This window comes from Amycolatopsis sp. NPDC051758 (assembly GCF_044453095.1).
Lineage (GTDB): Bacteria > Actinomycetota > Actinomycetes > Mycobacteriales > Pseudonocardiaceae > Amycolatopsis.
This window is the reverse complement of the sequence record NZ_JBITCJ010000003.1, coordinates 749162-772909: the sequence shown is the minus strand read 5'-3', so window position 1 is coordinate 772909 and position 23748 is coordinate 749162. Positions and strand designations below refer to the sequence as shown.

At 71.2% G+C, this 23748-nt stretch carries 21 protein-coding genes; 16 read left to right on the top strand and 5 right to left on the bottom strand.

From position 1 onward, the window contains the following. The gene (locus ACIA5G_RS18950; RefSeq protein WP_395924691.1) at window positions 1–759 is read left to right on the top strand and encodes a hypothetical protein; all 759 of its coding nucleotides are present in this window, start codon (window positions 1–3) and stop codon (window positions 757–759) included. A 20-nt stretch (window positions 760–779) separates the two neighbouring features. Then, window positions 780–1043: a hypothetical protein gene (locus ACIA5G_RS18945; protein ID WP_395924689.1), complete on the top strand. Its 264-nt coding sequence runs from the start codon at window positions 780–782 to the stop codon at window positions 1041–1043. Here ACIA5G_RS18945 and ACIA5G_RS18940 read toward each other — a convergent pair. Together ACIA5G_RS18940 and ACIA5G_RS18935 are read right to left on the bottom strand one after the other, a co-directional pair. Next, window positions 988–1107 carry a hypothetical protein gene (locus tag ACIA5G_RS18940; RefSeq protein WP_395924959.1) on the bottom strand — a complete coding sequence of 40 codons (120 nt, stop codon included), beginning with the start codon at window positions 1105–1107 and terminating at the stop codon, window positions 988–990. The genes ACIA5G_RS18945 and ACIA5G_RS18940 overlap by 56 nt on opposite strands. A gap of 62 nt (window positions 1108–1169) precedes the next feature. Beyond that, window positions 1170–2003, bottom strand: a complete 834-nt coding sequence (locus tag ACIA5G_RS18935; protein ID WP_395924687.1) for a helix-turn-helix domain-containing protein — start codon at window positions 2001–2003, stop codon at window positions 1170–1172. 198 nt (window positions 2004–2201) lie between these two features. Between ACIA5G_RS18935 and ACIA5G_RS18930 the strand changes: the two genes are divergently transcribed. Then, the gene (locus ACIA5G_RS18930) at window positions 2202–2999 is read left to right on the top strand and encodes a DUF3592 domain-containing protein (protein WP_395924685.1); all 798 of its coding nucleotides are present in this window, start codon (window positions 2202–2204) and stop codon (window positions 2997–2999) included. Here the strand turns inward: ACIA5G_RS18930 and ACIA5G_RS18925 are convergent. Beyond that, window positions 2992–3606, bottom strand: a complete 615-nt coding sequence (locus ACIA5G_RS18925; protein ID WP_395924683.1) for a TetR/AcrR family transcriptional regulator — start codon at window positions 3604–3606, stop codon at window positions 2992–2994. The two genes, ACIA5G_RS18930 and ACIA5G_RS18925, sit on opposite strands and share 8 nt — an antisense overlap. 95 nt (window positions 3607–3701) lie before the next feature. On the opposite strand from ACIA5G_RS18925, the gene ACIA5G_RS18920 reads away from it, so the two are divergent. The 7 genes from ACIA5G_RS18920 to ACIA5G_RS18890 all read left to right on the top strand — a co-directional run bounded on the left by ACIA5G_RS18920 (window position 3702) and on the right by ACIA5G_RS18890 (window position 9912). Continuing rightward, window positions 3702–5261 carry an anthranilate synthase component I gene (locus ACIA5G_RS18920; protein WP_395924681.1) on the top strand — a complete coding sequence of 520 codons (1560 nt, stop codon included), beginning with the start codon at window positions 3702–3704 and terminating at the stop codon, window positions 5259–5261. Between the two features lie 34 nt (window positions 5262–5295). Continuing rightward, window positions 5296–5823, top strand: coding sequence for a Trp biosynthesis-associated membrane protein (locus ACIA5G_RS18915; RefSeq protein WP_395924957.1), 528 nt, complete (start codon window positions 5296–5298; stop codon window positions 5821–5823). A gap of 124 nt (window positions 5824–5947) precedes the next feature. Beyond that, complete coding sequence (trpC, locus tag ACIA5G_RS18910) at window positions 5948–6757, top strand: indole-3-glycerol phosphate synthase TrpC (RefSeq protein ID WP_395924679.1); 810 nt, start codon at window positions 5948–5950, stop codon at window positions 6755–6757. Further along, a complete protein-coding gene (gene trpB, locus ACIA5G_RS18905) occupies window positions 6736–7968 on the top strand; it encodes a tryptophan synthase subunit beta (protein ID WP_395924955.1) in 1233 nt (410 codons plus the stop codon). The genes trpC and trpB overlap by 22 nt, the downstream gene beginning before the upstream one ends. Continuing rightward, window positions 7965–8756, top strand: a complete 792-nt coding sequence (gene trpA / locus ACIA5G_RS18900; RefSeq protein ID WP_395924677.1) for a tryptophan synthase subunit alpha — start codon at window positions 7965–7967, stop codon at window positions 8754–8756. Before trpB ends, trpA begins: the two co-directional genes overlap by 4 nt. 80 nt (window positions 8757–8836) lie before the next feature. Then, window positions 8837–9214: a MerR family transcriptional regulator gene (locus tag ACIA5G_RS18895; RefSeq protein WP_395924675.1), complete on the top strand. Its 378-nt coding sequence runs from the start codon at window positions 8837–8839 to the stop codon at window positions 9212–9214. 47 nt (window positions 9215–9261) lie between these two features. Next, complete coding sequence (locus ACIA5G_RS18890; protein ID WP_395924673.1) at window positions 9262–9912, top strand: peptidoglycan recognition family protein; 651 nt, start codon at window positions 9262–9264, stop codon at window positions 9910–9912. Here ACIA5G_RS18890 and ACIA5G_RS18885 read toward each other — a convergent pair. Further along, a complete protein-coding gene (locus tag ACIA5G_RS18885) occupies window positions 9904–11262 on the bottom strand; it encodes a glutamine synthetase (RefSeq protein ID WP_395924671.1) in 1359 nt (452 codons plus the stop codon). The genes ACIA5G_RS18890 and ACIA5G_RS18885 overlap by 9 nt on opposite strands. Window positions 11263–11311: 49 nt before the next feature. Between ACIA5G_RS18885 and ACIA5G_RS18880 the strand changes: the two genes are divergently transcribed. The 4 genes from ACIA5G_RS18880 to lgt are packed head-to-tail and all read left to right on the top strand — an operon-like array spanning window position 11312 to window position 16115. Next, a complete protein-coding gene (locus ACIA5G_RS18880; RefSeq protein ID WP_395924669.1) occupies window positions 11312–12751 on the top strand; it encodes an APC family permease in 1440 nt (479 codons plus the stop codon). Beyond that, window positions 12748–13872, top strand: a complete 1125-nt coding sequence (locus tag ACIA5G_RS18875; protein ID WP_395924667.1) for an amidohydrolase family protein — start codon at window positions 12748–12750, stop codon at window positions 13870–13872. Before ACIA5G_RS18880 ends, ACIA5G_RS18875 begins: the two co-directional genes overlap by 4 nt. Continuing rightward, entirely contained in the window at window positions 13869–15041 is a 1173-nt protein-coding gene (locus ACIA5G_RS18870) for a M20 family metallopeptidase (protein WP_395924665.1), read from the top strand. The genes ACIA5G_RS18875 and ACIA5G_RS18870 overlap by 4 nt, the downstream gene beginning before the upstream one ends. A gap of 18 nt (window positions 15042–15059) precedes the next feature. Then, window positions 15060–16115 carry a prolipoprotein diacylglyceryl transferase gene (gene lgt / locus ACIA5G_RS18865; protein ID WP_395924953.1) on the top strand — a complete coding sequence of 352 codons (1056 nt, stop codon included), beginning with the start codon at window positions 15060–15062 and terminating at the stop codon, window positions 16113–16115. Between the two features lie 439 nt (window positions 16116–16554). On the opposite strand, the gene ACIA5G_RS18860 is transcribed toward lgt, so the two are convergent. Beyond that, the gene (locus ACIA5G_RS18860) at window positions 16555–17343 is read right to left on the bottom strand and encodes an SDR family oxidoreductase (protein ID WP_395924663.1); all 789 of its coding nucleotides are present in this window, start codon (window positions 17341–17343) and stop codon (window positions 16555–16557) included. 312 nt (window positions 17344–17655) lie between these two features. On the opposite strand from ACIA5G_RS18860, the gene gltB reads away from it, so the two are divergent. Together gltB and ACIA5G_RS18850 are read left to right on the top strand one after the other, a co-directional pair. After that, window positions 17656–22209 (top strand): glutamate synthase large subunit, encoded by a 4554-nt coding sequence (gene gltB / locus ACIA5G_RS18855; protein ID WP_395924661.1) that lies wholly within the window; start codon window positions 17656–17658, stop codon window positions 22207–22209. Beyond that, complete coding sequence (locus ACIA5G_RS18850; RefSeq protein ID WP_395924659.1) at window positions 22202–23710, top strand: glutamate synthase subunit beta; 1509 nt, start codon at window positions 22202–22204, stop codon at window positions 23708–23710. Before gltB ends, ACIA5G_RS18850 begins: the two co-directional genes overlap by 8 nt. Window positions 23711–23748 lie beyond the last annotated feature (38 nt).

The following is a 23748-nucleotide window of genomic DNA, read 5'->3' as shown; positions in this document are numbered from 1 at the left end:
ATGGGGCGAGGTGCGCGGGTCGCGCTGGGGCTGTGGTGTGCGTTCGTGGTCGCGGTGCTCGTGGTGCTGCTCGTCCTCGGCCGGTTCCTGACCGCCGCGGTGGCCGGGGGCGCGGGTGTGCTCCTGACACTGCTGTACGCGTTCACCTTGTCCTGGATGGGCAAGGAAGAAGCGCCGGAGCAGGAGCAGCCGGACGGCTGGCTCCCACCCGCCGACGGCCGCCGCCCGACGGCCCGCTTCGACCTCGACGTCGAGACCGAACGGCTGTGGGACTACGGCACCCACGCGTGGCTCTTCGCCGTGCTGCTGGGTGTCGGCATCGAAGCGGTGATCACGGCGGCCGGCGTGCTGCCGTCCGTCGAGAAGGTCCCGGCCGGCGGCGGTGCTGTTGCGCTGGGATTCGTGCTGGTCGCGGCCGCCGTGGGCATCCTGTGCTTCGTGGACGGTGCAATCGAATGGCGGAAGCGGCACGCCGCGGTCGAGGCCGGCGGCTGGCGGCCCGCGGAAGCGCTGGTCTCCACGCCGCGGCACCGCACCGACACCAGCAAGGTCAGCATCCGCTTCCGCGACCACAGCCGGATCCTCCTGTACCGGAGGTCGTCGACGCACGGGATCAGCCGCCGGGCGACCGCGGCGTCCCAGGAGGTCTGGGTCGGCGGCGCGGGGCGGTTCATGGTCGTGCTCTTCCCGCCGGACGAGTCCGACCCGTGGCCCTACGCCGTTCCGGTGGTGGGTTACGAGCCTCGCGTCCCGGCCTAGGCCGGGCGTATCGTTCGCACATGGAACTGGGGAGCGCCGAAGTGAACCGCCGGCTGCGGAACTTCATGATCAAGAGCGGGATCGCGGTGGCCGTGATCATCGTGGCGTTCGTCGTGCTGCTGACCAACGACGTGCTGTGGGCCGCGTTCGTCGTGGTGGTGGGCGGGATGCTCGCCGTCCTCCTGTACGCGAAGGTCTTCAACCGCCGCCTGCGGCGTGATGCGCTGCTCAGCCGGCGCGAAGCCGCGCCAGCGCGCACCGCCAGGCGCGGACGGAAACGCTGAGCTGACCGGCGGAACGGGCTTTTGTGTCCCGCACGCCGACGACCGGTCCGAGCGCGACCTCCACACAGCTGCCTTCGTGCCCGCTGTACGACGACTTGCGCCAGATTGCGCTCACCACGGCCTCCGTTATGGTGCGGCTTCCCGCAGCAGAGTGCGGGTGGCCTCTTCGCTCAGGGCTAGTCCGCTGAGCAGCTTAGCAACGGCCCGGTGGCCCGCGATCTGCTCGGACTCGTCGAGAAAAGCGGTCGAGTGCACGTGTTCCACCGCCGTGATCGGTGGCGACTGGTCGAAGTCGTAGATTTCGAACGGGCCGATCAGACCGGGGTGATAACCGATCGCGGCGGGCACGATGCGCACCCGGATGTTTGCGCGCTCCGACATTTCCGCCAAATGGTCGATCTGGTCGGGCATCACGCCGGGACCGCCGAAGTTTTCGTGGAGCGCCCGCTCGCCGATCAGCGCCGTGTAGCGAACCGGCTCGTGGCGAGTGAGGATTCGCTGCCGGCCGAGCCGAACCCGGAGCCGCTTGTCGGCCTGGTCGACCGTGACCGGGGAGCTGTCCATGATCGACCGGATGTAGTCCGGTGTCTGGAGGAGTCCGGGAATCACCAATGGCGCCCATGCCGTGATCGCCGTGGCGGTGCTTTCCAGGTCCAGGATCGTGGTGAGGGCAAAGGGAAGGTCGGCGTTGCTCGACGCGAGCCAGTTGGGCTCGCGGGCGTGCCGCGCCAGGGTCCGGATCCGGTCACGCTTCTCCCCGGTCACCTGCAACAGCGCGAGGATCGCCGACACGTCCTCGACACTCGGCAACCGTTGCCCCTTCTCCCACAACGACAGCGTCTGCGGCAATATCCCCAGCTTGTCCGCGAGCCTGCGAAGGCCGACGTTGCGTGCTTCGCGTTCTTCGCGCAGCGAAGCGGCGAGAGTTCTCGCCGCGGGCCCTGAAGACGTTGGCTTCATGGGGAAAGGATACGAATCCCGTCGATTCCCCGAATGTGCGAACGGTGTCAGCGAATAGCGACTCACACAATTCCCGCGCGCATCCGGGTGAACCGTCCGCCTGCTCACTTGCACGCTCGGCGAGGCCGCCGGGTTGCCTCGCCCGGCTGTGCTTCTCGTCGCGTCGTTCGGGCAGGTCAGAGGCCGTAATCTCACCCCATGGCCGTCGACGAGCAGGACTTCTCCCCGTGGCTGCCGCCGGCGGACCGCACCGCCGGCGACTTCGCGGTGCAGACCGCGAAGCTGCGCCGGACCGTTTTCCGCGCGGCGGGGCTCGCCCTGGCCTGGGCCGCGGTGTTCGCGGCCGGCGTCACCGGCGTGACCCTGGCCGGTGCGGCGGCCGAAGACCTCCTCACGAGCGGCGTCCGTGTCGCGGGAGAGGTCGTCTTCTACAACGACCCCGTCAAGAAGGCGCCGTACTTCCAGGTGCGCTTCGCCACGCCTGACCAGGTGCGGCTCGAGCGGATCGACTGCGCCGCCGACTGCACCTACCACGTCGGGGACCGGGTGACCGTGTTCTACGACCCGGCCGACCCGGCGCGCGTCCGCACCCAGGAGGAGGCGAACCCGAGCGGGGCGAGCGACCTGAGCATGATCCCGACCCTGGCGGGGCTCGTCGGGCTGCCCATCTCGGTGGTCGTCGCGGCCGGCTGGCTGCGGCGGCTGCGGGCCGTCGCCGCGACGGGGTGGCGCAGCGCCGGGGTGACCGTCCTGCCCGAGCTGGGCGGCGGCCGCTCGGAGCACCAGCCGCCGGTCTACGCCGCCTATCGCGACGGCTCGAGCGTCCAGCTCCGCCGCTCGCTGTCGACGCACAGCCTCCGCGGCCTGGCCGGCTGGGAAAACCGGCGGGCCTGGGTCGGGGGCCGGGGCCGGCACATGGTGGTGCTGATCCAGCGGGACCAGGGGCTCTACGCGGTGCCGGTGCGCGGGGTGACCACGCGCCGCCGGGTCAGCTGATGTCGCCGGTGAGGTAGCGCTGCAGGTTCGGCGCCACCGCCCGCACCAGGACCTCGACCTCTTCGGAGGCGAACGGCTCGAACTTCGCCACGTACCGGATCATGCCCAGGCCCACCATCTGGGAAGCGCAGAGCGTCATGCGCAGCGGGACGTGGTCGGCGCCCATCGACGAGATCAGCGCCGTGAAGAACTTCTGGAAGAAGTCGCGCAGCACGTGCCCGGCCTGCTCGTGGCCGGCGACGCTGCGGATGAGCGCGACGAACACCCCGCCGCCCGCGCCGTCCCAGCGGGTGATGAAGGTGCGGACGATCCGCTCGCCGAGCTCGTCGTCCGGCCCGTTGCGGAGGATCTCCAGCAGCTCCAGGGGGTCGAACGGCAGCTTGAGCACGGCTTGGGCGAACAGGCCCTCCTTGCCGCCGAACCAGTGGTTGACCATCGCCGCGTCGACGCCGGCGCGGGTGGCGATCGCGCGCACGGTCGCACCGTCGTACCCGTTTTCGGCGAACACGGCCCGCGCGGCTTCGACCAGCGCGGTGCGCGTGTCCTGGCCGGCGGGCCGCCGGCCCCGGCGCCGGCCGGTAGTCTCGGTGCTGTCCGTGGTGCTCACGGCTTCATCATGACACGGTTGCCCGCAAATTCAACAAGTCATGAATTCGACACCCGGCGCGGCCGGCTGTCCGGGGCAGCGGCACAATGAGTCCCATGGTCAGCGCTTCCGCCGGTTCGTCCGGCCCCGGCTCGGTCAGCCCGTCCCGCGAGGACTTCCGCGCCCTCGCCGAGAGCCGCCGCGTGATCCCGGTCGTGCGCCGGGTCCTCGCCGACGGCGAGACGCCGATCGGGGTGTACCGCAAGCTCGCCGCCGACCGGCCGGGCACGTTCCTGTTCGAGTCCGCGGAAAACGGCGCCTCCTGGACCCGCTGGTCGTTCATCGGCGTCCGCAGCCCGGCCGCGCTCACCGTCCGCGACGGGAAGGCGGTCTGGACCGGCACCCCGCCGGTCGGCCTGCCGTCCGAAGGCAACCCGCTGAACGTGCTGCGCGAGACCATCGAGGCCCTGCACACCGAGGCGCTGCCCGGGCTGCCGCCGCTGACCGGCGGCATGGTCGGCTACATCGGCTACGACGCCGTGCGCTGGCTGGAAAAGCTGCCGGAGCTGGCCGAGCGCGACCTCGACATCCCCGAGCTGACCATGCTGCTGGCCACCGACCTGGCGGCCTTCGACCACCACGAGGGCACGGTCACGCTCATCGCGAACGCCGTCAACTGGGACGACTCGCCCGAGCGCGTGGACGCGGCCTACGACGACGCCGTCGCCCGCCTGAGCGCGATGACCGAGCAGTTGCAAGTGCCCGCGCCCGCGACCGTCGCGGCGTTCGAGCGGCCCGCGCCGGAGTTCACCCGGAAGCGGTCCAAGGAAGACTTCCACGCCGCGGTCGAGAAGGCCGTCGAGGCGATCAAGGCCGGCGAAGCGTTCCAGATCGTGCCGTCGCAACGGTTCGAGATCCCGACCGCCGCCGACGCGCTCGACATCTACCGCGTGCTCCGGACGTCCAACCCGAGCCCGTACATGTACCTGCTGCGGCTCGACGGCTTCGACATCGTCGGGTCCAGCCCCGAATCGCTGGTCACGGTGCGGGACGGCAAGGCGACCGCGCACCCGATCGCGGGCACCCGCTGGCGCGGGGCCGACCCCGAAGAGGACGCGCAGCTGGCCAAGGACCTGCTGGCCGACGAGAAGGAGCGCGCCGAGCACCTGATGCTCGTCGACCTCGGCCGCAACGACCTGGGCAAGGTCTGCAAGCCGGGCACCGTGCGCGTGGTCGACTTCTTCCAGGTCGAGCGCTACAGCCACGTCATGCACATCGTGTCGACCGTCACCGGCGAGCTGGCCGACGACAAGACGGCGTTCGACGCGGTCACCGCGTGCTTCCCGGCCGGGACGCTGTCCGGCGCGCCGAAGGTCCGCGCGATGGAGCTGATCGAAGAGCTGGAGCCGGTCCGCCGCGCGCTGTACGGCGGGGTTGTCGGCTACCTCGACTTCGCCGGTGACGCCGACACCGCGATCGCCATCCGCACCGCGCTGGTGAAGGACGGCATCGCGCACGTCCAGGCCGGGGGCGGGGTGGTCGCCGACTCGGTGCCGGACTACGAGGACACCGAATCGCTGAACAAGGCCAGGACCGTGCTCTCGGCGGTCGCCGCCGCCCAGACGATGGTGGCGGCGGGCACGCTCGACCCGGCGGCGGACACCGCCCGTGTCTGAGGCCGCGCAAACCCCGTCCCGGCGTCCACTGTGGATGATCGTGGTCGCGCTCCTGCTGGCCGCGCTGGCCCTGTGGGGCGCGTCACGGCTGACGTGGTTCGCCGAGTTCCGCGACGGCGGCGTCCGGGGAACCGTGCTCTACCGCGAGACGGGCGAGCAGCGGGCGACGGCGCTCGTGCCGCTTGCCCTGCTCGCGCTGGCCGGCGTCGCCGGGGTGATCGCCACCGGCGGCTGGGCACGGCGCGTGCTGGGCGTCGTGCTGGCGCTGGCCGGTGTCGCGGCCGTCTGGTCCGGTGTGGCCGGGGTCCGGTTCGGCGGGTACGCCGACGGGCTGCCGGTGACCCAGATGCTGCTCGGGCGCGGCCTGGCCGTGCTCGGGGGAATTCTCGTCGCCGCGGGCGGGTTGGCAGCCGTCAAGGGCGCGGGCAAGGCCGCGCGGCTCGGCGCCAGGTACGCGGCGCCGGCGACGCGGAAGAAGGTGCGTGATCCGGACGCCGAGCTGTGGGAGGCCCTCTCCGAGGGCGAAGACCCCACGGACGTCCGGGCCAGGCATTCGGAGTAACGCACGCACCCGGAACCGAGCACTCCAGATGCGGGGGTTAGCATCGTTTCGGCGGGAAGGGGAAGGTTTTTGTGAGCGACCTTGCGAGTGAATCGGTGACCACGAGCCCGGGCGGGGGCGCCCGGTGAGCGTGCTCGAAGACATCGTCGCCGGCGTGCGGGAAGACCTCGCCGTGCGGGAATCCGCGCTGCCGTTCGACGAACTGAAGATCCGCGCGGCCGCAGCCCCGCAGCCCCGCGACGTCATGTCCGCGCTGCGCGAGTCCGGCATCGGCGTGATCGCCGAGGTGAAGCGCCGGAGCCCGTCCAAGGGCGACCTGGCCGAGATCCCCGACCCCGCTTCGCTGGCGAAGGACTACCAGGACGGCGGCGCGCGGGTGATCAGCGTGCTCACCGAACAGCGCCGCTTCGGCGGTTCGCTGGCCGACCTCGACGCCGTCCGCGCCGCCGTGGACATCCCGGTGCTGCGCAAGGACTTCATCGTCAGCCCGTACCAGGTGCACGAGGCCCGCCTGCACGGCGCCGACATGGTGCTGCTGATCGTCGCCGCGCTGGAGAAGAACGCGCTCGCCGCGCTGCTCGACCGCGTCGAATCGCTCGGCATGACCGCGCTGGTGGAGATCCACAACGCCGAGGAGGCCGACAAGGCCCTCGAAGCGGGCGCCAAGGTCATCGGCGTCAACGCGCGCAACCTGCACACCCTCGAGGTGGACCGCGACGTCTTCTCGCGGCTGGCCCCCGGCCTGCCGATGGACGTCTACAAGGTCGCCGAGTCGGGGGTCCGCGGGCCGGGCGACCTGATGTCGTACGCCGGTCACGGCGCCGACGCGGTGCTGGTCGGCGAAGGGCTCGTCGCGTCGGGTGACCCGAAGGGCGCCCTGGTCAAGCTGGTCACGGCCGGCTCGCACCCCGCCTGCCCGAGGCCTTCCCGGTGACGGACAAGCCGAACCCCGAGCACGATCCGGACGAGCGCGGCTACTACGGCCCGTACGGCGGGCGGTTCATGCCGGAGGCGCTGATCGGCGTCGTCGACGAGGTCGCCACCGAGTACGACAAGGCGCGCAACGACCCGGAGTTCTTGAACGAGTTCAACCGCCTGCTGCGTGAGTACGCGGGCCGTCCGTCGCTGCTCACCGAAGCCAAGCGCTTCGGTGAGCACGCCGGCGGCGCGCGGGTGTTCCTCAAGCGCGAGGACCTCAACCACACCGGCTCGCACAAGATCAACAACGTGCTGGGCCAGGCGCTGCTCACCAAGCGGATGGGCAAGAAGCGGGTCATCGCCGAAACCGGTGCGGGCCAGCACGGCGTCGCGACGGCCACCGCGTGCGCGCTGCTCGACCTCGACTGCATCGTCTACATGGGCGAGGTCGACACCGAGCGGCAGTCGCTGAACGTCGCCCGGATGAAGCTCCTCGGCGCCGAGGTGATCCCGGTCAAAACCGGTTCACGGACGCTGAAGGACGCGATCAACGAGGCGCTGCGCGACTGGGTCGCCAACGCCGACACCACGCACTACCTGTTCGGCACGGCCGCCGGCCCGGCGCCGTTCCCGACGATGGTCCGCAACTTCCACCACGTCATCGGCGAAGAGGCGCGGGCGCAGATCCTCGAGCAGGCCGGCCGCCTGCCCGACGTCGTCGCGGCGTGCGTCGGCGGCGGGTCGAACGCGATCGGCATCTTCTCCGGGTTCTACGACGACCCGTCCGTGCGGCTGGTCGGGCTGGAGCCGGGTGGCGAGGGCATCGAGGGCAACCGCCACGGGGCGACGCTGACCAAGGGGTCCCCGGGCAACCTGCACGGCGCGATGACGTACCTGCTGCAGGACGAGGACGGCCAGACGGTCGAGTCGCACTCGATTTCGGCCGGGCTGGACTACCCGGGCGTCGGCCCGGAGCACGCGTGGCTGAAGGACACCGGCCGCGCCGAGTACCGGCCGATCACCGACGCCGAGGCGATGGACGCGTTCAAGCTGCTCTCGCGCACCGAAGGCATCATCCCGGCGATCGAGTCGGCGCACGCGCTGGCCGGCGCGCTGGACCTGGGCCGCGAGCTGGGGCCGGACGGCCTGATCGTGGTGAACCTGTCGGGTCGTGGCGACAAGGACATGGACACGGCGGCGAAGTGGTTCGGGCTGGTGAACGAATGAGCAGGCTGGACGACCTCTTCGCGGCAACGCGCGCGGAAGGCCGCGGAGCCCTGATCGGCTACCTTCCGGCCGGATTCCCGACCGTGGACGGGTCGAAGGACCTGATCGCGGCGTGCGTCGACGGCGGCGCGGACCTGATCGAGGTCGGCGTCCCGTATTCGGACCCGGTGATGGACGGCCCGACGATCCAGGCCGCCTCGGTGACCGCGCTGGACAACGGCTTCCGGCTGAAGCACCTGTTCGAGGTGGTCGAGTCGGTGTCGTCCCGCGGCGGCCGCGCGGTCGTGATGACGTACTGGAACCCGGTGCACCGCTACGGCGTGGACCGCTTCGCCCGCGACCTCGCTTCGGCGGGCGGGCTCGGCCTGATCACGCCGGACCTGATCCCGGACGAAGCCGGTTCGTGGATGACGGCGTCCGACGAGCACGGCCTGGACCGGATCTTCCTGGTGGCGCCGTCGTCGTCGGAGGAGCGCATCGCCCGCACGGTCGACGCGGCCTCGGGCTTCATCTACGCAACCGCGGTGATGGGCGTGACGGGCGCCCGCGACCAGGTCGGAGCGGGCGCGGAGACGCTGGTCCGCCGCACGCGGGCGCACACGTCCCTGCCGATCGGCGTGGGCCTGGGTGTGCGGTCCGGTGACCAGGCGGCCGAAGTGGCGTCGTTCGCGGACGCGGTGATCGTGGGCTCGGCCCTGGTCACGGCGGCGGCCGAGGGCGCTTCGGGCGTCCGCGCGCTGTCGGCCGAGCTGGCCGAAGGCGTACGCCGGGCCGTCACTCCCGCCTGACATTTTGCCGCGAAGGCGCTCGGGCTTCGTGACGTCCGGTTCTTGACCCGGAGTGCACTCCAGGTGTCACTCTGGATCCCGTGACGTCCTACACCCCGGCCCAGGTGACCGAAAAGACCGGCTTCACCATCGACACCCTCCGCTACTACGAGCGCATCGGCCTGCTCCACGAGGTCGGCCGCACCCCCGGCGGCCGCCGGGCGTTCACCGACCAGGACGTGGAGTTCCTGCAGCTCCTCCGTTGCCTCCGCTACACGGGCCTCCCGGTCGCGGAGATGCTGCGGTTCGTCGAACTCCTGCGCTCCGGCGAGGCGACGCGCGAAGAGCGTGTCGAGGTGCTGCGCGAGCACGAGCAGCGGGTCGAGGCGCAGATCGAGCGGTTGCGGGAGCACCAGGAGCACATCCGCTTCAAGATCCAGCTGTACAGCGGCGCGGGAGAGCTGGCCTCGGCGGGCTGACCGCCGTTTGTACAAAAGCTGTACGCCGCCACGCGAGAGTCCGGTCCATGGACATCGGACACCTCCCGCGGCGCACCTTCCTCCGCGGCGCCGCCGGCCTGGTCGCCGCCGGCGCGACCGGCCTCCTGCTCCCCGACGCGGCACGAGCCCGGACCGCCCCGCGGATCTACAGCTGTGCCGAGTGGGGCGCCCGGCCGCCCGCCGACGTGCTCACCACCCTCGACCACCCGGCCGACCGCATCCTGATCCACCACATCGCCAGTGCCAACAGCACCGACTACTCCCTGGCGCACGCCTTCCAGGTGGCCCGCGACGACCAGCACGACCACATGGACAACAACGGCTGGTCCGACACCGGCCAGCACTTCACCGTCAGCCGCGGCGGTTACCGGATGGAAGGCCGCCACGGCAGTCTCGACGCGCTGCGCGGGCGGACCACCATGATCCAGGGCGCGCACTGCCCCGGCCAGAACACCAACGCCATCGGCATCGAGAACGAAGGCCTTTACACGAGCGTCGAGCCGCCCGAGACGCAGTGGGCGTCGCTCGTGGTGTTCTGCGCCTACATCTGCCGCCAGTACGGCATTCCCGTCGAGGAGATCAAGGGCCACCGCGACTTCTACAACACCGAATGCCCCGGCGACCGCCTCTACGCAAAACTCCCGCAGCTGCGCGACGAAGTGGCCGCGTCAATGTAGGTACCGCATCACCGAACACAGCTCCGCCGGGTCCAGCGAGCCCAGCCGGTTGATCTCCCCGCGTCGCACGTCCATCAGCGTGGTCGCCAGCTCCGGGCCGAACGCCGAGGTCAACGCCGGGTCGGCCTCGAACGCCGTCACCGCGTCCGCCAGCGATGTCGGCAGCCGGGTCGCCGAGGGGAGTGTCGCCGGGTCGACGTCCACCGGCTCCGGCAAACTCGACGACGCCTCGATGCCCGCCAGCCCGGCGAACAGCAGCGCCGCCACCAGCAGGTACGGGTTCGCCGTCAGGTCGAAGCACTTGACCTCGAAGTTCGCCGCCCGGTCACGCTGCCCGGCCGCGCCCTGCACCAGCCGCAGCGGCGCCTCGCGGTTCTCCAGGCCCCACGCGCTGAACACCCCGGCCCAGTGCTGCGGCTCCAGCCGCAGGTAGCTGACCACCGACGGCGCGCCGATCGCCAGCAGCGCCGGCAGCCGGGACAGGATGCCGGCGCCGAACGCCTCCGCCGTCGGCGTCAGGCCGAACCACCGGTCGCCGCCGGCGCACAGGTTGCGGTCGCCGTCCCAGAGGCTCAGGTGCACGTGGCCGCCGTTGCCGACGCCGTCGGGTGAGAACTTCGGTGTGAACGACGCGCGCAGCCCGTGCCGCTCGCTGACCGTCCGGATCGTTTCGCGGGTCAGCACCGCGATGTCGGCCGCGCGCACCGGGTCGGCCGCCGCCACCGACACCTCGAACTGGCCCGCCGCGTACTCCGGGTGGATCTGTTCCACCGTCACGCCCTGAGCGGACAAAGTGGACACCAGCGCGCGCAAATACGCCGCCTGCGCGGAAAGCCGCGCGTACCCGTAAGCCGGACCGGCGGTCGCCGAGCGCGGGTCGTCCGGCGCGTCCGCCGCGGTGATCACCCACTCGATCTCGAAAGCCGTCCGCGCGTCGTAGCCCAGCGCCGCGAGCCGCGCCGTCGCCGCCGCGGCCAGCGCCCGCGCGTCCTGCGGGTGCCGCTCGCCTTCCTGGTCGTACTTCCAGACCGGCGCCCAGGCCCAGCCCGGCTGCGCGGCCAAGGGCACGAGCGCGTCGAGGTCCGGGTGCAGCCGCAGGTCGCCGACCGGGCCGCGCGAGTACTTGCCGCCGACGATGTCGTCGGTGGCCAGGAAGAAGTCGAAGGAGTTCGACGCGCCGACACCCCACGCCGCCGCCGACCACAGCCGGTCCACCGGCACGGCCTTCACCCGCGTGATGCCGCTGTTGTCCACGAAGGTCAGCGCGACCAGCTCGACGCCCGCCGCACGCAGGCCGTCGGCCCGGATCGCGCCCTGCTGTGCGAGTTCTGCCCGATCGAGCTGGCTCATCGTGCTCCCGTCGATGTTCACTGAGTACCTTGAGAAAGAGGTGGAGATCGTGTCAGACACCGTCGAAACCCGTCCAGCGCTGCGCCGCTCCCTCACCGTCTGGCAGGCCGTCGGCCTGTCCGTGGCGTTGATGGCCCCCAGCATGGCCGCCAATATCAACCCCCAGCAGACCGCGTCCGCCGCGGGCCGCGCCGTCCCGCTCGCCTTCCTGCTCTCGGCGGTCGGCGTGCTGCTGGTCGCGTACGGCTTCGTCAAGCTCTGTCAGCACTATCAGCACGCCGGCTCGGTGTACGCCTTCGTCGGCGCGACGCTCGGCCCGCGCGCCGGCGTCGTCTCCGGCATCGGCCTTCTCGGGACGTACACGTTCTACGCGGTCGTGACGAGCTCGGCCGCGGGCACACTCGGCACCGCTTTCCTGACCCAGGTGGGGATCTGGCCGAACCCGCCGTCCTGGGGCCCGTTCGTGCTGACCGCCGTCGCGCTGGTCGGCGCCTGGCTGCTGTCCGTGGCTCCCGCACGGCGTGGCACGAGCACCCTGCTCGCCGTCGAAGGCGCCACGATCGCGGTGATCCTGCTGGTCACCGTGGTGATCCTGGTCCGGCTGATCGCCGGGAGCGCACCCGGCGACGCGCGGTTCACCCTGGACGTCTTCACCTTCACGCCTGATGCCGGATTGTCCGGAGTGTTCCTCGGTGCCGTTTTCGGCTTTCTGTCCTTCGCCGGCTTCGAAGCCGCCGCGACGCTCGGCGAAGAAACCCACGACCCGAAGCGCAACATCCCGCGCGCGATCCTCGGCACGGCCGTCTTCGGCGGTGTCTACTTCGTCGTGGTCACCGCCGTCGAGATGATGGCGTTCGGCTCGGACGCGACGGCGTTCCACGCCTCGCCGTCCCTGCTCGGCGACCTCGGGAGCCGCTACGCGGGCGCCTGGGTGGGTGACGTCATCAGCGTCGGCGCCGCGATCAGCGCGTTCGGGTGCTGCCTCGCCTGTGTCGTCGGCGGCTCACGGCTGCTGTTCGCCCTCGGCCGCGACGCCGTCGGCGGCCGCGGCATCGGCCGCACGTCCAAGCAGGGCACACCGGTGGTGGCGGTCAGCGCGGTGACCGCGGCGGCGGCGCTGATCATCGTGGTCTGCGCGCTGTTCTTCGGCGCGACGGCGTCGGACACCTTCGCCTGGTCCGGCTCGATCGGGACGCTCATCCTGCTGGTGATCTACCTGCTCACCACGGCCGGCGCGATCCTGCTGCTGTTCGTGAAGCGCCGGATGCGCGTGCCGGTGTGGCACCTCGTGTTCCCGATCGGCGCGCTCGCCGTCCTCGGTTACACCGTCTACGTCAACGTTGTGCCGTATCCGGCCGAAGGTCCGGCGCGGTGGTTCCCGGTGGTGGCCGGCGCGGTGCTCGTGCTCGCGGTGATCTTGGTGCTGTCGGCTCCCCGCTTCGCTCGTAGGGTGGGGACGAGGTTGACCGACCTGGACGGAGGCGCATGACCGACCTGCTCCCCTTCGTCGCGGACCTGCCGCTGGTGGACCACCACTGCCACGGCGTCGTGACGAAGGACGTGGCCCGCGCGGACTTCGAGGTGATGCTGACCGAGGCCGACACGACGTCGCCGCTCGGCACCAGCCTGTTCGACTCGCTGATCGGGCTGGCCGTGCGCGAACGCTGCGCGCCCGTGCTCGACCTGCCGAAACACGCCCCGGCCGACGCCTACCTCGGCCGCCGCGCCGAGCTGGGCGCGGCCGAGGTGGCCCGGCGGTTCCTGCGCGCCACCGGCACCACGGACTTCCTGCTGGACGGCGGATTCCGGCCCGATTCGCTGACCACCACGCCGGAGTTCGCCGAGCTGGCCGGCACCCGCGCGCACGACGTCGTCCGGCTGGAGCAGGTCGCCGAAGACGTCATCCGGGGGACGACCGCCGCCGGTTTTGCCGCGGCCTTCGCCGATGAGCTGGGGAAACGCGCCGCGACCGCCGTCGGGCTCAAGTCGATCGCGGCCTACCGCGTCGGCCTCGAGCTGGCGGGGGAGCGGCCGTCGCCGTCGGAGGTCGAAGCCGCGGCGGGACGCTGGCTCGTCGCGGGCGGCACCCGCCTCGCCGACGAGGTGCTGCACCGCTTCCTGGTGTTCACCGGCCTCGACCTGGGCCTGCCCGTGCAGTTCCACGTCGGTTACGGCGACTCCGACGTCGACCTGCACCGCTGCGACCCGCTCCTGCTCACGGGGCTGCTGCGGGCGACCCGCGACCGCGGGGTGCCGATCCTCCTGCTGCACAACTACCCGTTCCACCGCAACGCCGCGTATCTGGCGCAGGTCTTCGAGCACGTGTTCGTCGACGCCGGGCTCATCACGCACAACGCGGGGTTCCGGGCGCCGGCCGTGCTGGCCGAGCTCCTGGAGATCGCGCCGTTCGGGAAGGTGCTCTTCTCGACCGACGCGTTCGGCCTGGCCGAGCTGTACCACCTGGGCACGGCCCTGTTCCGGCAGGGACTCTCCGACTTCCTGCGTGCGGCGCTGGCCGCCGACGCAATGTCCGAAATGGACGCCGTCCGGCTGTGTGCTTTGGTGGGGCACGAGAACGCGAAGAGGATCTATCGCTTGGAGCAGGTGTGAACGACCTTTGGGACCGGTGGACGCGGGCGATCGCCGACGAGCTGCCCGCCGCCGTCGAGCTCCGGCACGCGGTGCACGCCGATCCGCGCGGCTCCGGCGACGAAGAGGACACCGCCCGCCTGGTGACCGCCGCGCTCGGCGCGGGTGACGGGACCCGCGTCGCCAAGACCGGCCGCGCGATCCGGCTCCCCGGCGCCGCGGACGGCCCGGCGGTGGCGCTGCGGGCCGAGCTCGACGCGCTCCCGGTGCTGGAAGGCACCAACGTGCCGTGGGCGTCGGAGTCCGACGTGATGCACGCGTGCGGCCACGACGTCCACCTCGCCGCGCTGGTCGCGGCCGGCCGCGCGGCGGTGCGCGTGGGTGTCCCGCGGCCGATCCTGGCGCTGCTGCAGCCGCGGGAGGAGACGTCGCCGCCCGGCGCGCTCGACGTCGTCGAGTCCGGCGTGCTGGCCGAGTTCGGGGTGGACACCGTGATCGGCGCGCACGTCCAGCCGCGGATCGCGCACGGCGTGGTGTCGGCGTCACCCGGGCCGGTGAACGCGTCCACCGACGAGTTCGAAGTGACGCTGCACGGCCAGGGCGGCCACGCCGGCTACCCGCACCTGCTGCGCGACCCGATCCTGGCGCTGTCGCAGGTGGTGGTGAGCCTGCAGCAGCTGGCGTCGCGCCGGATCGACCCGGTGTTCGGCGCGGTCTGCTCGATCGGCCGGATCCGGGCCGGCGCCGCGGCCAACGTCGTCCCCAACAGCGCGACCGCGTTCGGCTCGCTGCGGGTGATGCGCGAGAAGGACCGGGAGAGCGCGCTCGAGAACCTCGAGGAGATCGTCCACGGCACGGCGAAGGCGCACGGCTGCACCGCCGAGCTGAAGATCAACCCGTGCGAGCCGGTGCTGAACAACGACCCGGCGCTGGCGGCGAGCGCCCAGCAGTGGCTGCGGCACGCGGGCTTCGTCGTCGACGACCAGTTCCGGTCGTTCGGCGCCGACGACTTCGCCCACTACTGCGGCGGCGGAACCCGCGGGCTGATGCTGTTCGTCGGCCTCGGCGACACGGCCGGGGTGCCGAGCCTGCACGACGAGCAGTTCCTCCCGCGGGACGAGGCCGTCGCGCAGGTCGCGCACGCGCTGGTGGCGGGCTACCTGGCCGCCTTGGATGCTCCGGCGCCTTAGCGCTACGGTGGCCGCGTGATGACCGCCTTCCTCGCGACGATCCCGAGCCCAGACCGCGGGGTCTGGCACCTGGGGCCGATCCCGCTGCGCGCGTACGCCCTGTGCATCATCGCCGGCATCATCGTGGCGATCTGGTGGGGGGAGCGGCGCTGGGCCGCCCGTGGCGGCACCAAGGGCACGGTGGTCGACATGGCCGTGTTCGCCGTGCCGTTCGGCCTGGTCGGCGGCCGGTTGTACCACGTGATCACCGACCCCGAGCTGTACTTCACCGAGGGCAAGAACCCCTGGAACGCGTTCGCGATCTGGGACGGTGGTCTCGGCATCTGGGGCGCCATCGCCCTCGGCGCGGTGGGCGCGCTCATCGCGTGCCGCCGCAAGGGCGTCCCGCTGCCGGCGATGGCCGACGCGATCGCCCCCGGCATCGTCGTCGCCCAGGCCATCGGCCGCATCGGCAACTACTTCAACCAGGAGCTCTACGGCGCGCACACGGACCTGCCGTGGGGCCTGGAGGTCTACCAGCGCTTCAACCCGGAGGACCCGGACAACCTCCTCAACGGCGTCGCGACGGGGCACATCCCGCTGCCGGAGAGCCCGGTCCACCCGACGTTCCTGTACGAGCTGATCTGGAACCTGCTGGTCGCGCTGCTGGTCGTGTGGGCGGACCGGCGCTTCAAGCTGGGCCACGGCCGCGTGTTCGCGCTGTACGTCGCGGGCTACACGGTGGGCCGCGGCTGGATCGAGATGATGCGCACCGACACGGCCAACCACATCCTCGGCCTGCGGGTGAACGTGTGGACGTCGATCCTGCTGTTCGCCGCGGCGGTGGTGTACTTCGTGCTCGCCGGGAAGCGGGGGCCGCGGGAGGCGCCGGAGCTGCTGCGCAGCAAGGATGCGCCTGGTCCGGATGAGGAGCCGGTCTCGGACTCGGACTCGGCTTTGGACTCGGACTCGGCTTCGGACTCGGACTCGGACTCGGACTCGGTGAAGGTGGCCGCGGAGGCTCCCGCCGAGAAGTCCGCTGAGGACGCGCCGCCCGCCTCGGCCGAGGAGCCGAAGAAGACCGACGAGAGCTGACAGCTCGAGTTTCTGAAGGCCACCATCAGGTTCCGATGGTGGCCTTCAGTGCGTCCGGGCTCGGGTTGCGCCCGGTCACGAGCGCCCGAAGGCCACATTGGGTGCGTCAGACGCACCGAAGGCCGCCTTGGGTGCGTGAGACGCACCGAAGGTCGCCTTGGGGCGCTGGCCGTCGGCCAACAGGCGAACTCCGCAGGCCCGCCGATGTCACGTGTGCCAACGAGCGGCGGCCGAGATCGGCCGAGCCGGGCCGCGCCGGTCTGCCGGGCCGATGCGCCCCAACGCCACATTGGGTGCGTGAGACGCACCGAACGCCACATTGGGTGCGTGAGACGCACCCAACGCCACATTGGGGCGCTGGCGACCCGCCAACAAACTCGCGATCCGCGCTGAGCAGCCCCCGTTTTCCACGCTACCGGGGCGCACCGACAATCCCGGCTCACGAAAGGTCGGGCAGGCCCAGTTCCAGGTTGGGTGCCTGCAGTCCGCCGTCGACCTCGAGGATCTTGCCGGTGATGTACCCGCCGGCCCGGGACGCCAGGAACACCACCGTCGCCGCGATGTCCTCGGCCTCGCCGATCCGGCCCAGCGGTGTTGCCGACTCCATCTTCGAGCGCAGCTCCGGGTTGCCGGCCACGATCTCCAGGGCGGACGTCAGGACCGAGCCCACCGAGATCGCGTTCACCCGCACCCGCGGCGCGAGGTCCGCCGCCGCCAGGCGCGTGTAGTGGGCCAGGGCCGCCTTCGCCGTTCCGTACGCCGCGAAGCCGCGGCCGGACAGCCGGCCCATCACTGACGAAATGTTGACGATCGAGCCGCCCGTCTTGACCAGCGACGGGGCCGCCGCCACGGTCAGCGCGTGGGCCGTCGCCACGTTGAAGCGGAACGCCTCCTCCATGAAGTCGACCGAAGACTCCAGCAGGGGCCGCGGGTAGGTGCCGCCGACGTTGTTGACCACCAGGTCGAGCCGGCCGAACTCCGCCACCGCCGTCGACGCCAGCGCCGCCGCGGCCTCCGGTGAGGAGAGGTCCACGGGAACAGGAACAGCGCGGCGGCCCGCGTCGGAAACCCGCGAAGCCACCTCGTCGAGCTGGGATTCGGTGCGGGAGGCGATGACCACGTCGGCACCCGCCTCGGCGAGGGCCACGGCGGTGGCCGCCCCGATCCCGCGGCCGGCGCCGGTGACCACCGCGACCTGGTCGGTGAGCTTGAACCGATCGAGGATCATGCGGCGAAATGTAACACGTTCTAGTGAGCGGGGACACAATCCCGACGCGCCACGTCGGACCCGTCACGTTAGACTTGACGGACGTTTCCGGGCCGTATACTTAGCACAGCGAACTACCGGGAACCCATCAGGAACTATGTCGTTCCGCGCAGCCAGATCGTTACCGTCCGACGTCGTTCGGGGCGCTCTGAACGGATGCTGGCGTGTTTCCCAGGTGTTAAAGTCGCGCTAACAAGCGGGCCATCGTCGTCCCGTGCGCTCCCCGGCCGGTCGCCCGGCCCCGCACGACAAGACGACGAAGGAGGTCCCTTCATGATCTTCTCCGCCATTCCCGGCAAGCAGGGTCTCTACGACCCGGAGACCGAACAGGACTCCTGCGGTGTGGCCATGGTGGCCGACATCCGCGGGCGCCGCTCCCACGGCATCGTCACCGACGGCCTGGCCGCGCTGACCAACCTGGACCACCGAGGAGCCGCCGGCGCCGAGCCGACCAGCGGTGACGGCGCGGGCATCCTCCTGCAGCTGCCCGACGCGCTGTTGCGCGCCGAGGCCGGTTTTGCGCTCCCCGCACCCGATGAGCGCGGCCACCACACCTACGCCGCGGGCATCGCGTTCCTGCCCGAAGACGCCGAGCAGCGCCGCAAGGCCGTCGAACTGGCCGAACGCATCGCCGTCGAAGAGGGCCTCGAGGTCCTCGGCTGGCGGGAGGTGCCGGTCGACGCCGACCGCGCCGACATCGGCCCGACCGCCCGCTCGGTCATGCCGCACTTCGCGATGCTGTTCGTCACCGGTGACGGCAAGGCCGGCCTCGAACTCGACCGCCTCGCCTTCTGCCTGCGCAAGCGCGTCGAGCACGAAAGCGCGAACTCGGGCTGTGGCACGTACTTCCCGTCGCTGTCCTCGCGGACCATCGTCTACAAGGGAATGGTGACGCCGGAGCAGCTGCCCGCGTTCTTCGCCGACCTGCGTGACGAGCGGCTGGAAAGCGCCATCGCGCTGGTGCACTCCCGCTTCTCCACCAACACCTTCCCGTCGTGGCCGCTGGCGCACCCGTTCCGGTTCGTGGCCCACAACGGCGAAATCAACACCATCCGCGGCAACCGCAACCGCATGCGGGCCCGCGAGGCGCTCCTCGAATCCGAGGTCCTCGACGGCGACCTGTCCCGGCTGTTCCCCATCTGCTCGCCGGACGCGTCGGACTCCGCGTCCTTCGACGAGGTCCTGGAACTGCTGCACCTCGGCGGCCGCTCGCTCCCGCACGCCGTGCTGATGATGATCCCGGAGGCGTGGGAGAACCACGCCACCATGAAGCCCGAGCGGCGCGCTTTCTACCAGTTCCACGCCAGTCTCATGGAGCCGTGGGACGGTCCCGCCTGCGTCACGTTCACCGACGGCAGCCTGGTCGGCGCGGTCCTCGACCGCAACGGCCTCCGCCCGGCGCGCTGGTGGCGCACGGCCGACGACCGGGTGGTGCTCGCCAGCGAGGCCGGCGTGCTCGACGTCGCCCCGAAGGACGTCGTCGCCAAGGGCCGGCTCAAGCCCGGCAAGATGTTCCTGGTCGACACCGAAGCCGGCCGGATCGTCGACGACGAAGAGGTCAAGTCCGCGCTGGCCAAGAACCTCCCGTACGAGGGCTGGCTGCACGCGGGGCTGCTGAAGATCGCCGAGCTGCCCGACCGCGACCACGTCGTGCAGAGCCACGATTCGGTGCTGCGGCGCCAGCTTTCCTTCGGCTACACCGAAGAAGAGCTCAAGATCCTGCTCGCGCCGATGGCCGAGAAGGGCGCCGAGCCGATCGGCTCGATGGGCACCGACACCCCGCCCGCGGTGCTGTCCAAGCGATCTCGGCTCCTCTACGACTACTTCAAACAGAACTTCGCGCAGGTGACCAACCCGCCGCTGGACGCGATCCGCGAGGAGCTCGTCACCTGCATGGCGCGGATCATGGGCCCGGAGCGCAACCTCCTGGCCCCCGGCCCGGCGTCCTGCCGCCACCTCAAACTGCCGTACCCGGTCATCGACAACGACGAGCTCGCCAAGCTCATCCACATCAACGACGACGGCGACCTCCCCGGCTTCGCCTGCAGCGTCCTTTCCGGACTGTACGAAGTGGACGGCGGCGCCGAGGCGCTGGCGTCGGCGATCGAGCGCGTCCGGCGTGAGGCGTCCGAGGCGATCGCGGCCGGCGCGCGCACGCTCGTGCTGTCCGACCGCGACTCCGACCACCGGATGGCGCCGATCCCGTCGCTGCTGCTGGTCTCCGCGGTGCACCACCACCTGGTCCGCACGAAGGAACGGCTTCGCGTCGCGCTCGTCGTCGAATCCGGGGACGCCCGCGAGGTGCACCACATCGCGCTGCTGCTCGGGTACGGCGCCGCCGCGGTCAACCCGTACCTGGCCTTCGAGACCATCGAAGACATGATCGGCCAGGGCGCGGTCACCGGCATCGAGGCCCGCAAGGCCATCCGCAACTACGTGCAGGCGCTGGTCAAGGGTGTCCTGAAGATCATGTCCAAGATGGGCATCTCGACGGTCGGCGCGTACACCGCCGCCCAGGTCTTCGAATCCCTCGGCCTGGCCCAGGACCTGCTCGACGAGTACTTCACCGGGACGTCGTCGAAGCTCGGCGGGGTCGGCCTGGCCGTGCTCGCCGAAGAAGTCGCGACGCGCCACCGCCGCGCCTACCCGGACAACCCGACCGACCGGGTCCACCGTGGACTCGACACCGGCGGCGAGTACGCCTACCGCCGCGAGGGCGAACTGCACCTGTTCACGCCGGAGACGGTGTTCCTGCTGCAGCACGCGTCCAAGACCGGCCGTGAAGAGGTGTACCGCAAGTACACCGAAGAGGTGCACCGCCTCTACCGCGAAGGCGGCACGCTGCGGGGGCTGTTCGCCTTCCGCAACGGCGTCCGCGAGCCGGTCCCGCTCGACGAGGTCGAGCCGGCCGAGGCGATCTTCAAGCGCTTCAACACCGGTGCGATGTCCTACGGCTCGATTTCGGCCGAGGCGCACGAAACCCTGGCCATCGCGATGAACCGGCTCGGCGGCCGGTCCAACACGGGCGAGGGCGGCGAGGACCCGGAGCGGCTCTACGACCCCGAACGCCGCAGCGCGATCAAGCAGGTCGCCAGTGGACGGTTCGGTGTCACGAGCGAATACCTCGTCAACGCCGACGACATCCAGATCAAGATGGCGCAGGGCGCGAAGCCCGGCGAGGGCGGCCAGCTGCCGCCGAACAAGGTGTACCCGTGGATCGCGCGGACCCGGCACTCCACGCCGGGCGTCGGCCTGATCTCCCCGCCGCCGCACCACGACATCTACTCCATCGAGGACCTCGCCCAGCTGATCCACGACCTCAAGAACGCCAACGAGCACGCCCGCATCCACGTGAAGCTGGTGTCCTCCTTGGGCGTCGGCACCGTCGCGGCGGGAGTGTCCAAAGCGCACGCGGACGTCGTGCTCATCTCGGGCCACGACGGCGGCACCGGCGCGTCCCCGATGAACTCGCTCAAGCACGCCGGCACCCCGTGGGAGATCGGCCTCGCCGAGACCCAGCAGACGTTGCTGCTCAACGGGTTGCGCGACCGGATCACCGTGCAGGTGGACGGCGCCATGAAGACCGGGCGCGACGTCGTCATCGCGGCGCTGCTCGGCGCCGAAGAGTACGGCTTCGCGACGGCCCCCCTCGTTGTCGCGGGCTGCATCATGATGCGCGTCTGCCACCTCGACACCTGCCCGGTCGGCGTCGCCACGCAGAGCCCCGAACTGCGCAAGCGCTACACCGGCCAGGTCGAGCACGTGGTGAACTTCTTCAAGTTCGTCGCCGAAGAGGTCCGGGAAACCCTTGCCGCACTGGGCTTCCGGACGCTCGACGAAGCGATCGGGCACGCCGAGCTGCTGAACACCGACGAGGCCGTCGACCACTGGAAGGCGTCCGGTTTGGACCTGGCGCCGATCTTCGAGATGCCGACCGAGACACCGTACGGTGGCGCGAAGCGGCGCACCCGCGGCCAGGACCACGGCCTCGAGCACGCGCTCGACCGCACGCTCATCCAGCTCGCCGAGGCGGCCCTGGAAGACGCGCACCACGTGAACATCGAGCTGCCGGTGCGCAACGTCAACCGGACCGTCGGCACGCTGCTCGGCTCGGAGATCACCCGCCGCTACGGCGGGGAAGGCCTGCCCGAGGGCACCATCAACGTCACGCTCACCGGGTCGGCGGGCCAGTCGCTCGGCGCGTTCCTGCCGCGCGGCATCACCCTCGACATGGTCGGCGACGCGAACGACTACGTCGGCAAGGGCCTCTCCGGCGGCCGGATCGTCGTCCGCCCCGACCCGGAAGCCGTCTTCGCCGCCGAGGCGCAGACGATCGCCGGCAACACGATCGCGTACGGCGCGACCGGCGGCGAGATCTTCCTGCGCGGCCAGGTCGGCGAACGCTTCTGCGTCCGCAACTCCGGCGCCACGGTCGTCGCCGAAGGGGTCGGCGACCACGCCTTCGAGTACATGACCGGCGGTCGCGCGGTGGTGCTCGGCCCGACCGGGCGGAACCTGGCGGCCGGCATGTCCGGCGGCGTGGCGTTCGTGCTCGACGTCGACCGCAAGAAGGTCAACCAGGACATGGTGGACCTGCTCAAGCCGGGCACGGACGACTTGGCCTGGCTGAAGAAAACAGTGCAACAGCACTACGATCTCACCCGCTCCGCGGTGGCGGCCTCGCTGCTCGGCGACTGGCCGCGCCGCTCGGCGGCGTTCACGAAGGTGATGCCGCGCGACTACCAGCGGGTCCTGGACGCGGCGAAGGCGGCACGCGCCGCCGGCCGCGACGTCGACGAGGCGATCATGGAGGCCGCTCGTGGCTGACCCGACCGGTTTCCTGAAGTACGAACGCGAAGAGCCCAAGAAGAAGTCCAAAGAGGACCGTCTGGAGTCGTGGGGCGAGGTCTACGCGGACGTCGACCCGGGCGAGCGCAACGAAAAGGTGCGCAAGCAGGCGTCCCGCTGCATGGACTGCGGCATCCCGTTCTGCCACTCCGGTGGCTCCGGCTGCCCGCTCGGCAACCTGATCCCGGAGTGGAACGACCTGGTCCGCCGCGGCGACTGGGCCGCGGCGAGCGACCGGCTGCACGCGACCAACAACTTCCCCGAGTTCACCGGGAAGCTGTGCCCGGCGCCGTGCGAGGCGGGCTGCGTCCTGTCGATCTCGCCGCTGTCGGGCGGCCCGGTGTCGATCAAGCGCGTCGAGCAGACGATCGCCGACCAGTCCTGGGAAGCGGGTTACGTCCAGCCACAGGTGGCGGAGGTGTCGTCCGGGCAGCGGGTCGCGGTGGTCGGCTCCGGCCCGGCCGGGCTCGCCGCCGCCCAGCAGCTGACCCGCGCCGGCCACGAAGTCACGGTCTTCGAGCGCGACGACCGGCTCGGCGGGCTGCTGCGCTACGGCATCCCCGAGTTCAAGATGGAGAAGAAGGTCCTCGACCGGCGCCTCGCGCAGCTGCGCAAGGAGGGCACCAAGTTCGTCACCGGCTGCGAGGTCGGCGTCGACCTGACGGTGGACGACCTGCGCGCGCAGTACGACGCGGTGGTGCTCGCGGTCGGCGCGCTGCGCGGCCGCGACGACAGGGTGACCCCGGGCCGCGAGCTGGCCGGCGTCCACCTGGCGATGGAGCACCTGGTGCCGGCCAACCGGTTCGTCGAGGGTGACGGCCCGTCCCCGGTCGACGCGCGCGGCAAGCACGTGGTGATCATCGGCGGCGGCGACACCGGCGCCGACTCCTACGGCACGGCCACCCGCCAGGGCGCGCTTTCGGTGACGCAGCTGGACCAGTACCCGATCCCACCGTCCACAAGGGACGACGACCGCTCGCCGTGGCCGACCTGGCCCTACATCCTGCGCACCTACCCGGCGCACGAGGAAGCGGGCGAGCGGAAGTTCGCGGTGGCGGTCAAGCGGTTCGTCGGCAACGCCGAGGGCCGGGTGAGCGCGGTCGAGCTGCAGCAGGTCCGCGTCCAGAAGGACCCGTCGACCGGCCGCCGCGAGGTCATCCCGGTCAGCGACGAGGTCGAGACGCTGCCGGCCGACCTGGTGCTGCTGGCGATCGGCTTCGAGGGGGTCGAGGAGATGCCGCTCCTGGACGGCCTCGGCCTGTCCCTCACCCGCCGCGGCACGCTGTCGTGCGGCGCGGACTGGCAGACGGAAACCCCGGGCGTGTTCGTCTGCGGCGACGCCCACCGCGGCGCGTCACTGGTGGTCTGGGCGATCGCGGAAGGCCGGTCGGTGGCCAACGCGGTCGACACGTACCTGACGGGCGCGTCGGACCTGCCGGCGCCGGTGCACCCGACGGCGCTGCCGCTCGCCGTCGTCTGATCCGAAGGGTTCCGAAGGCCCCCTCACCGCTGGTGAGG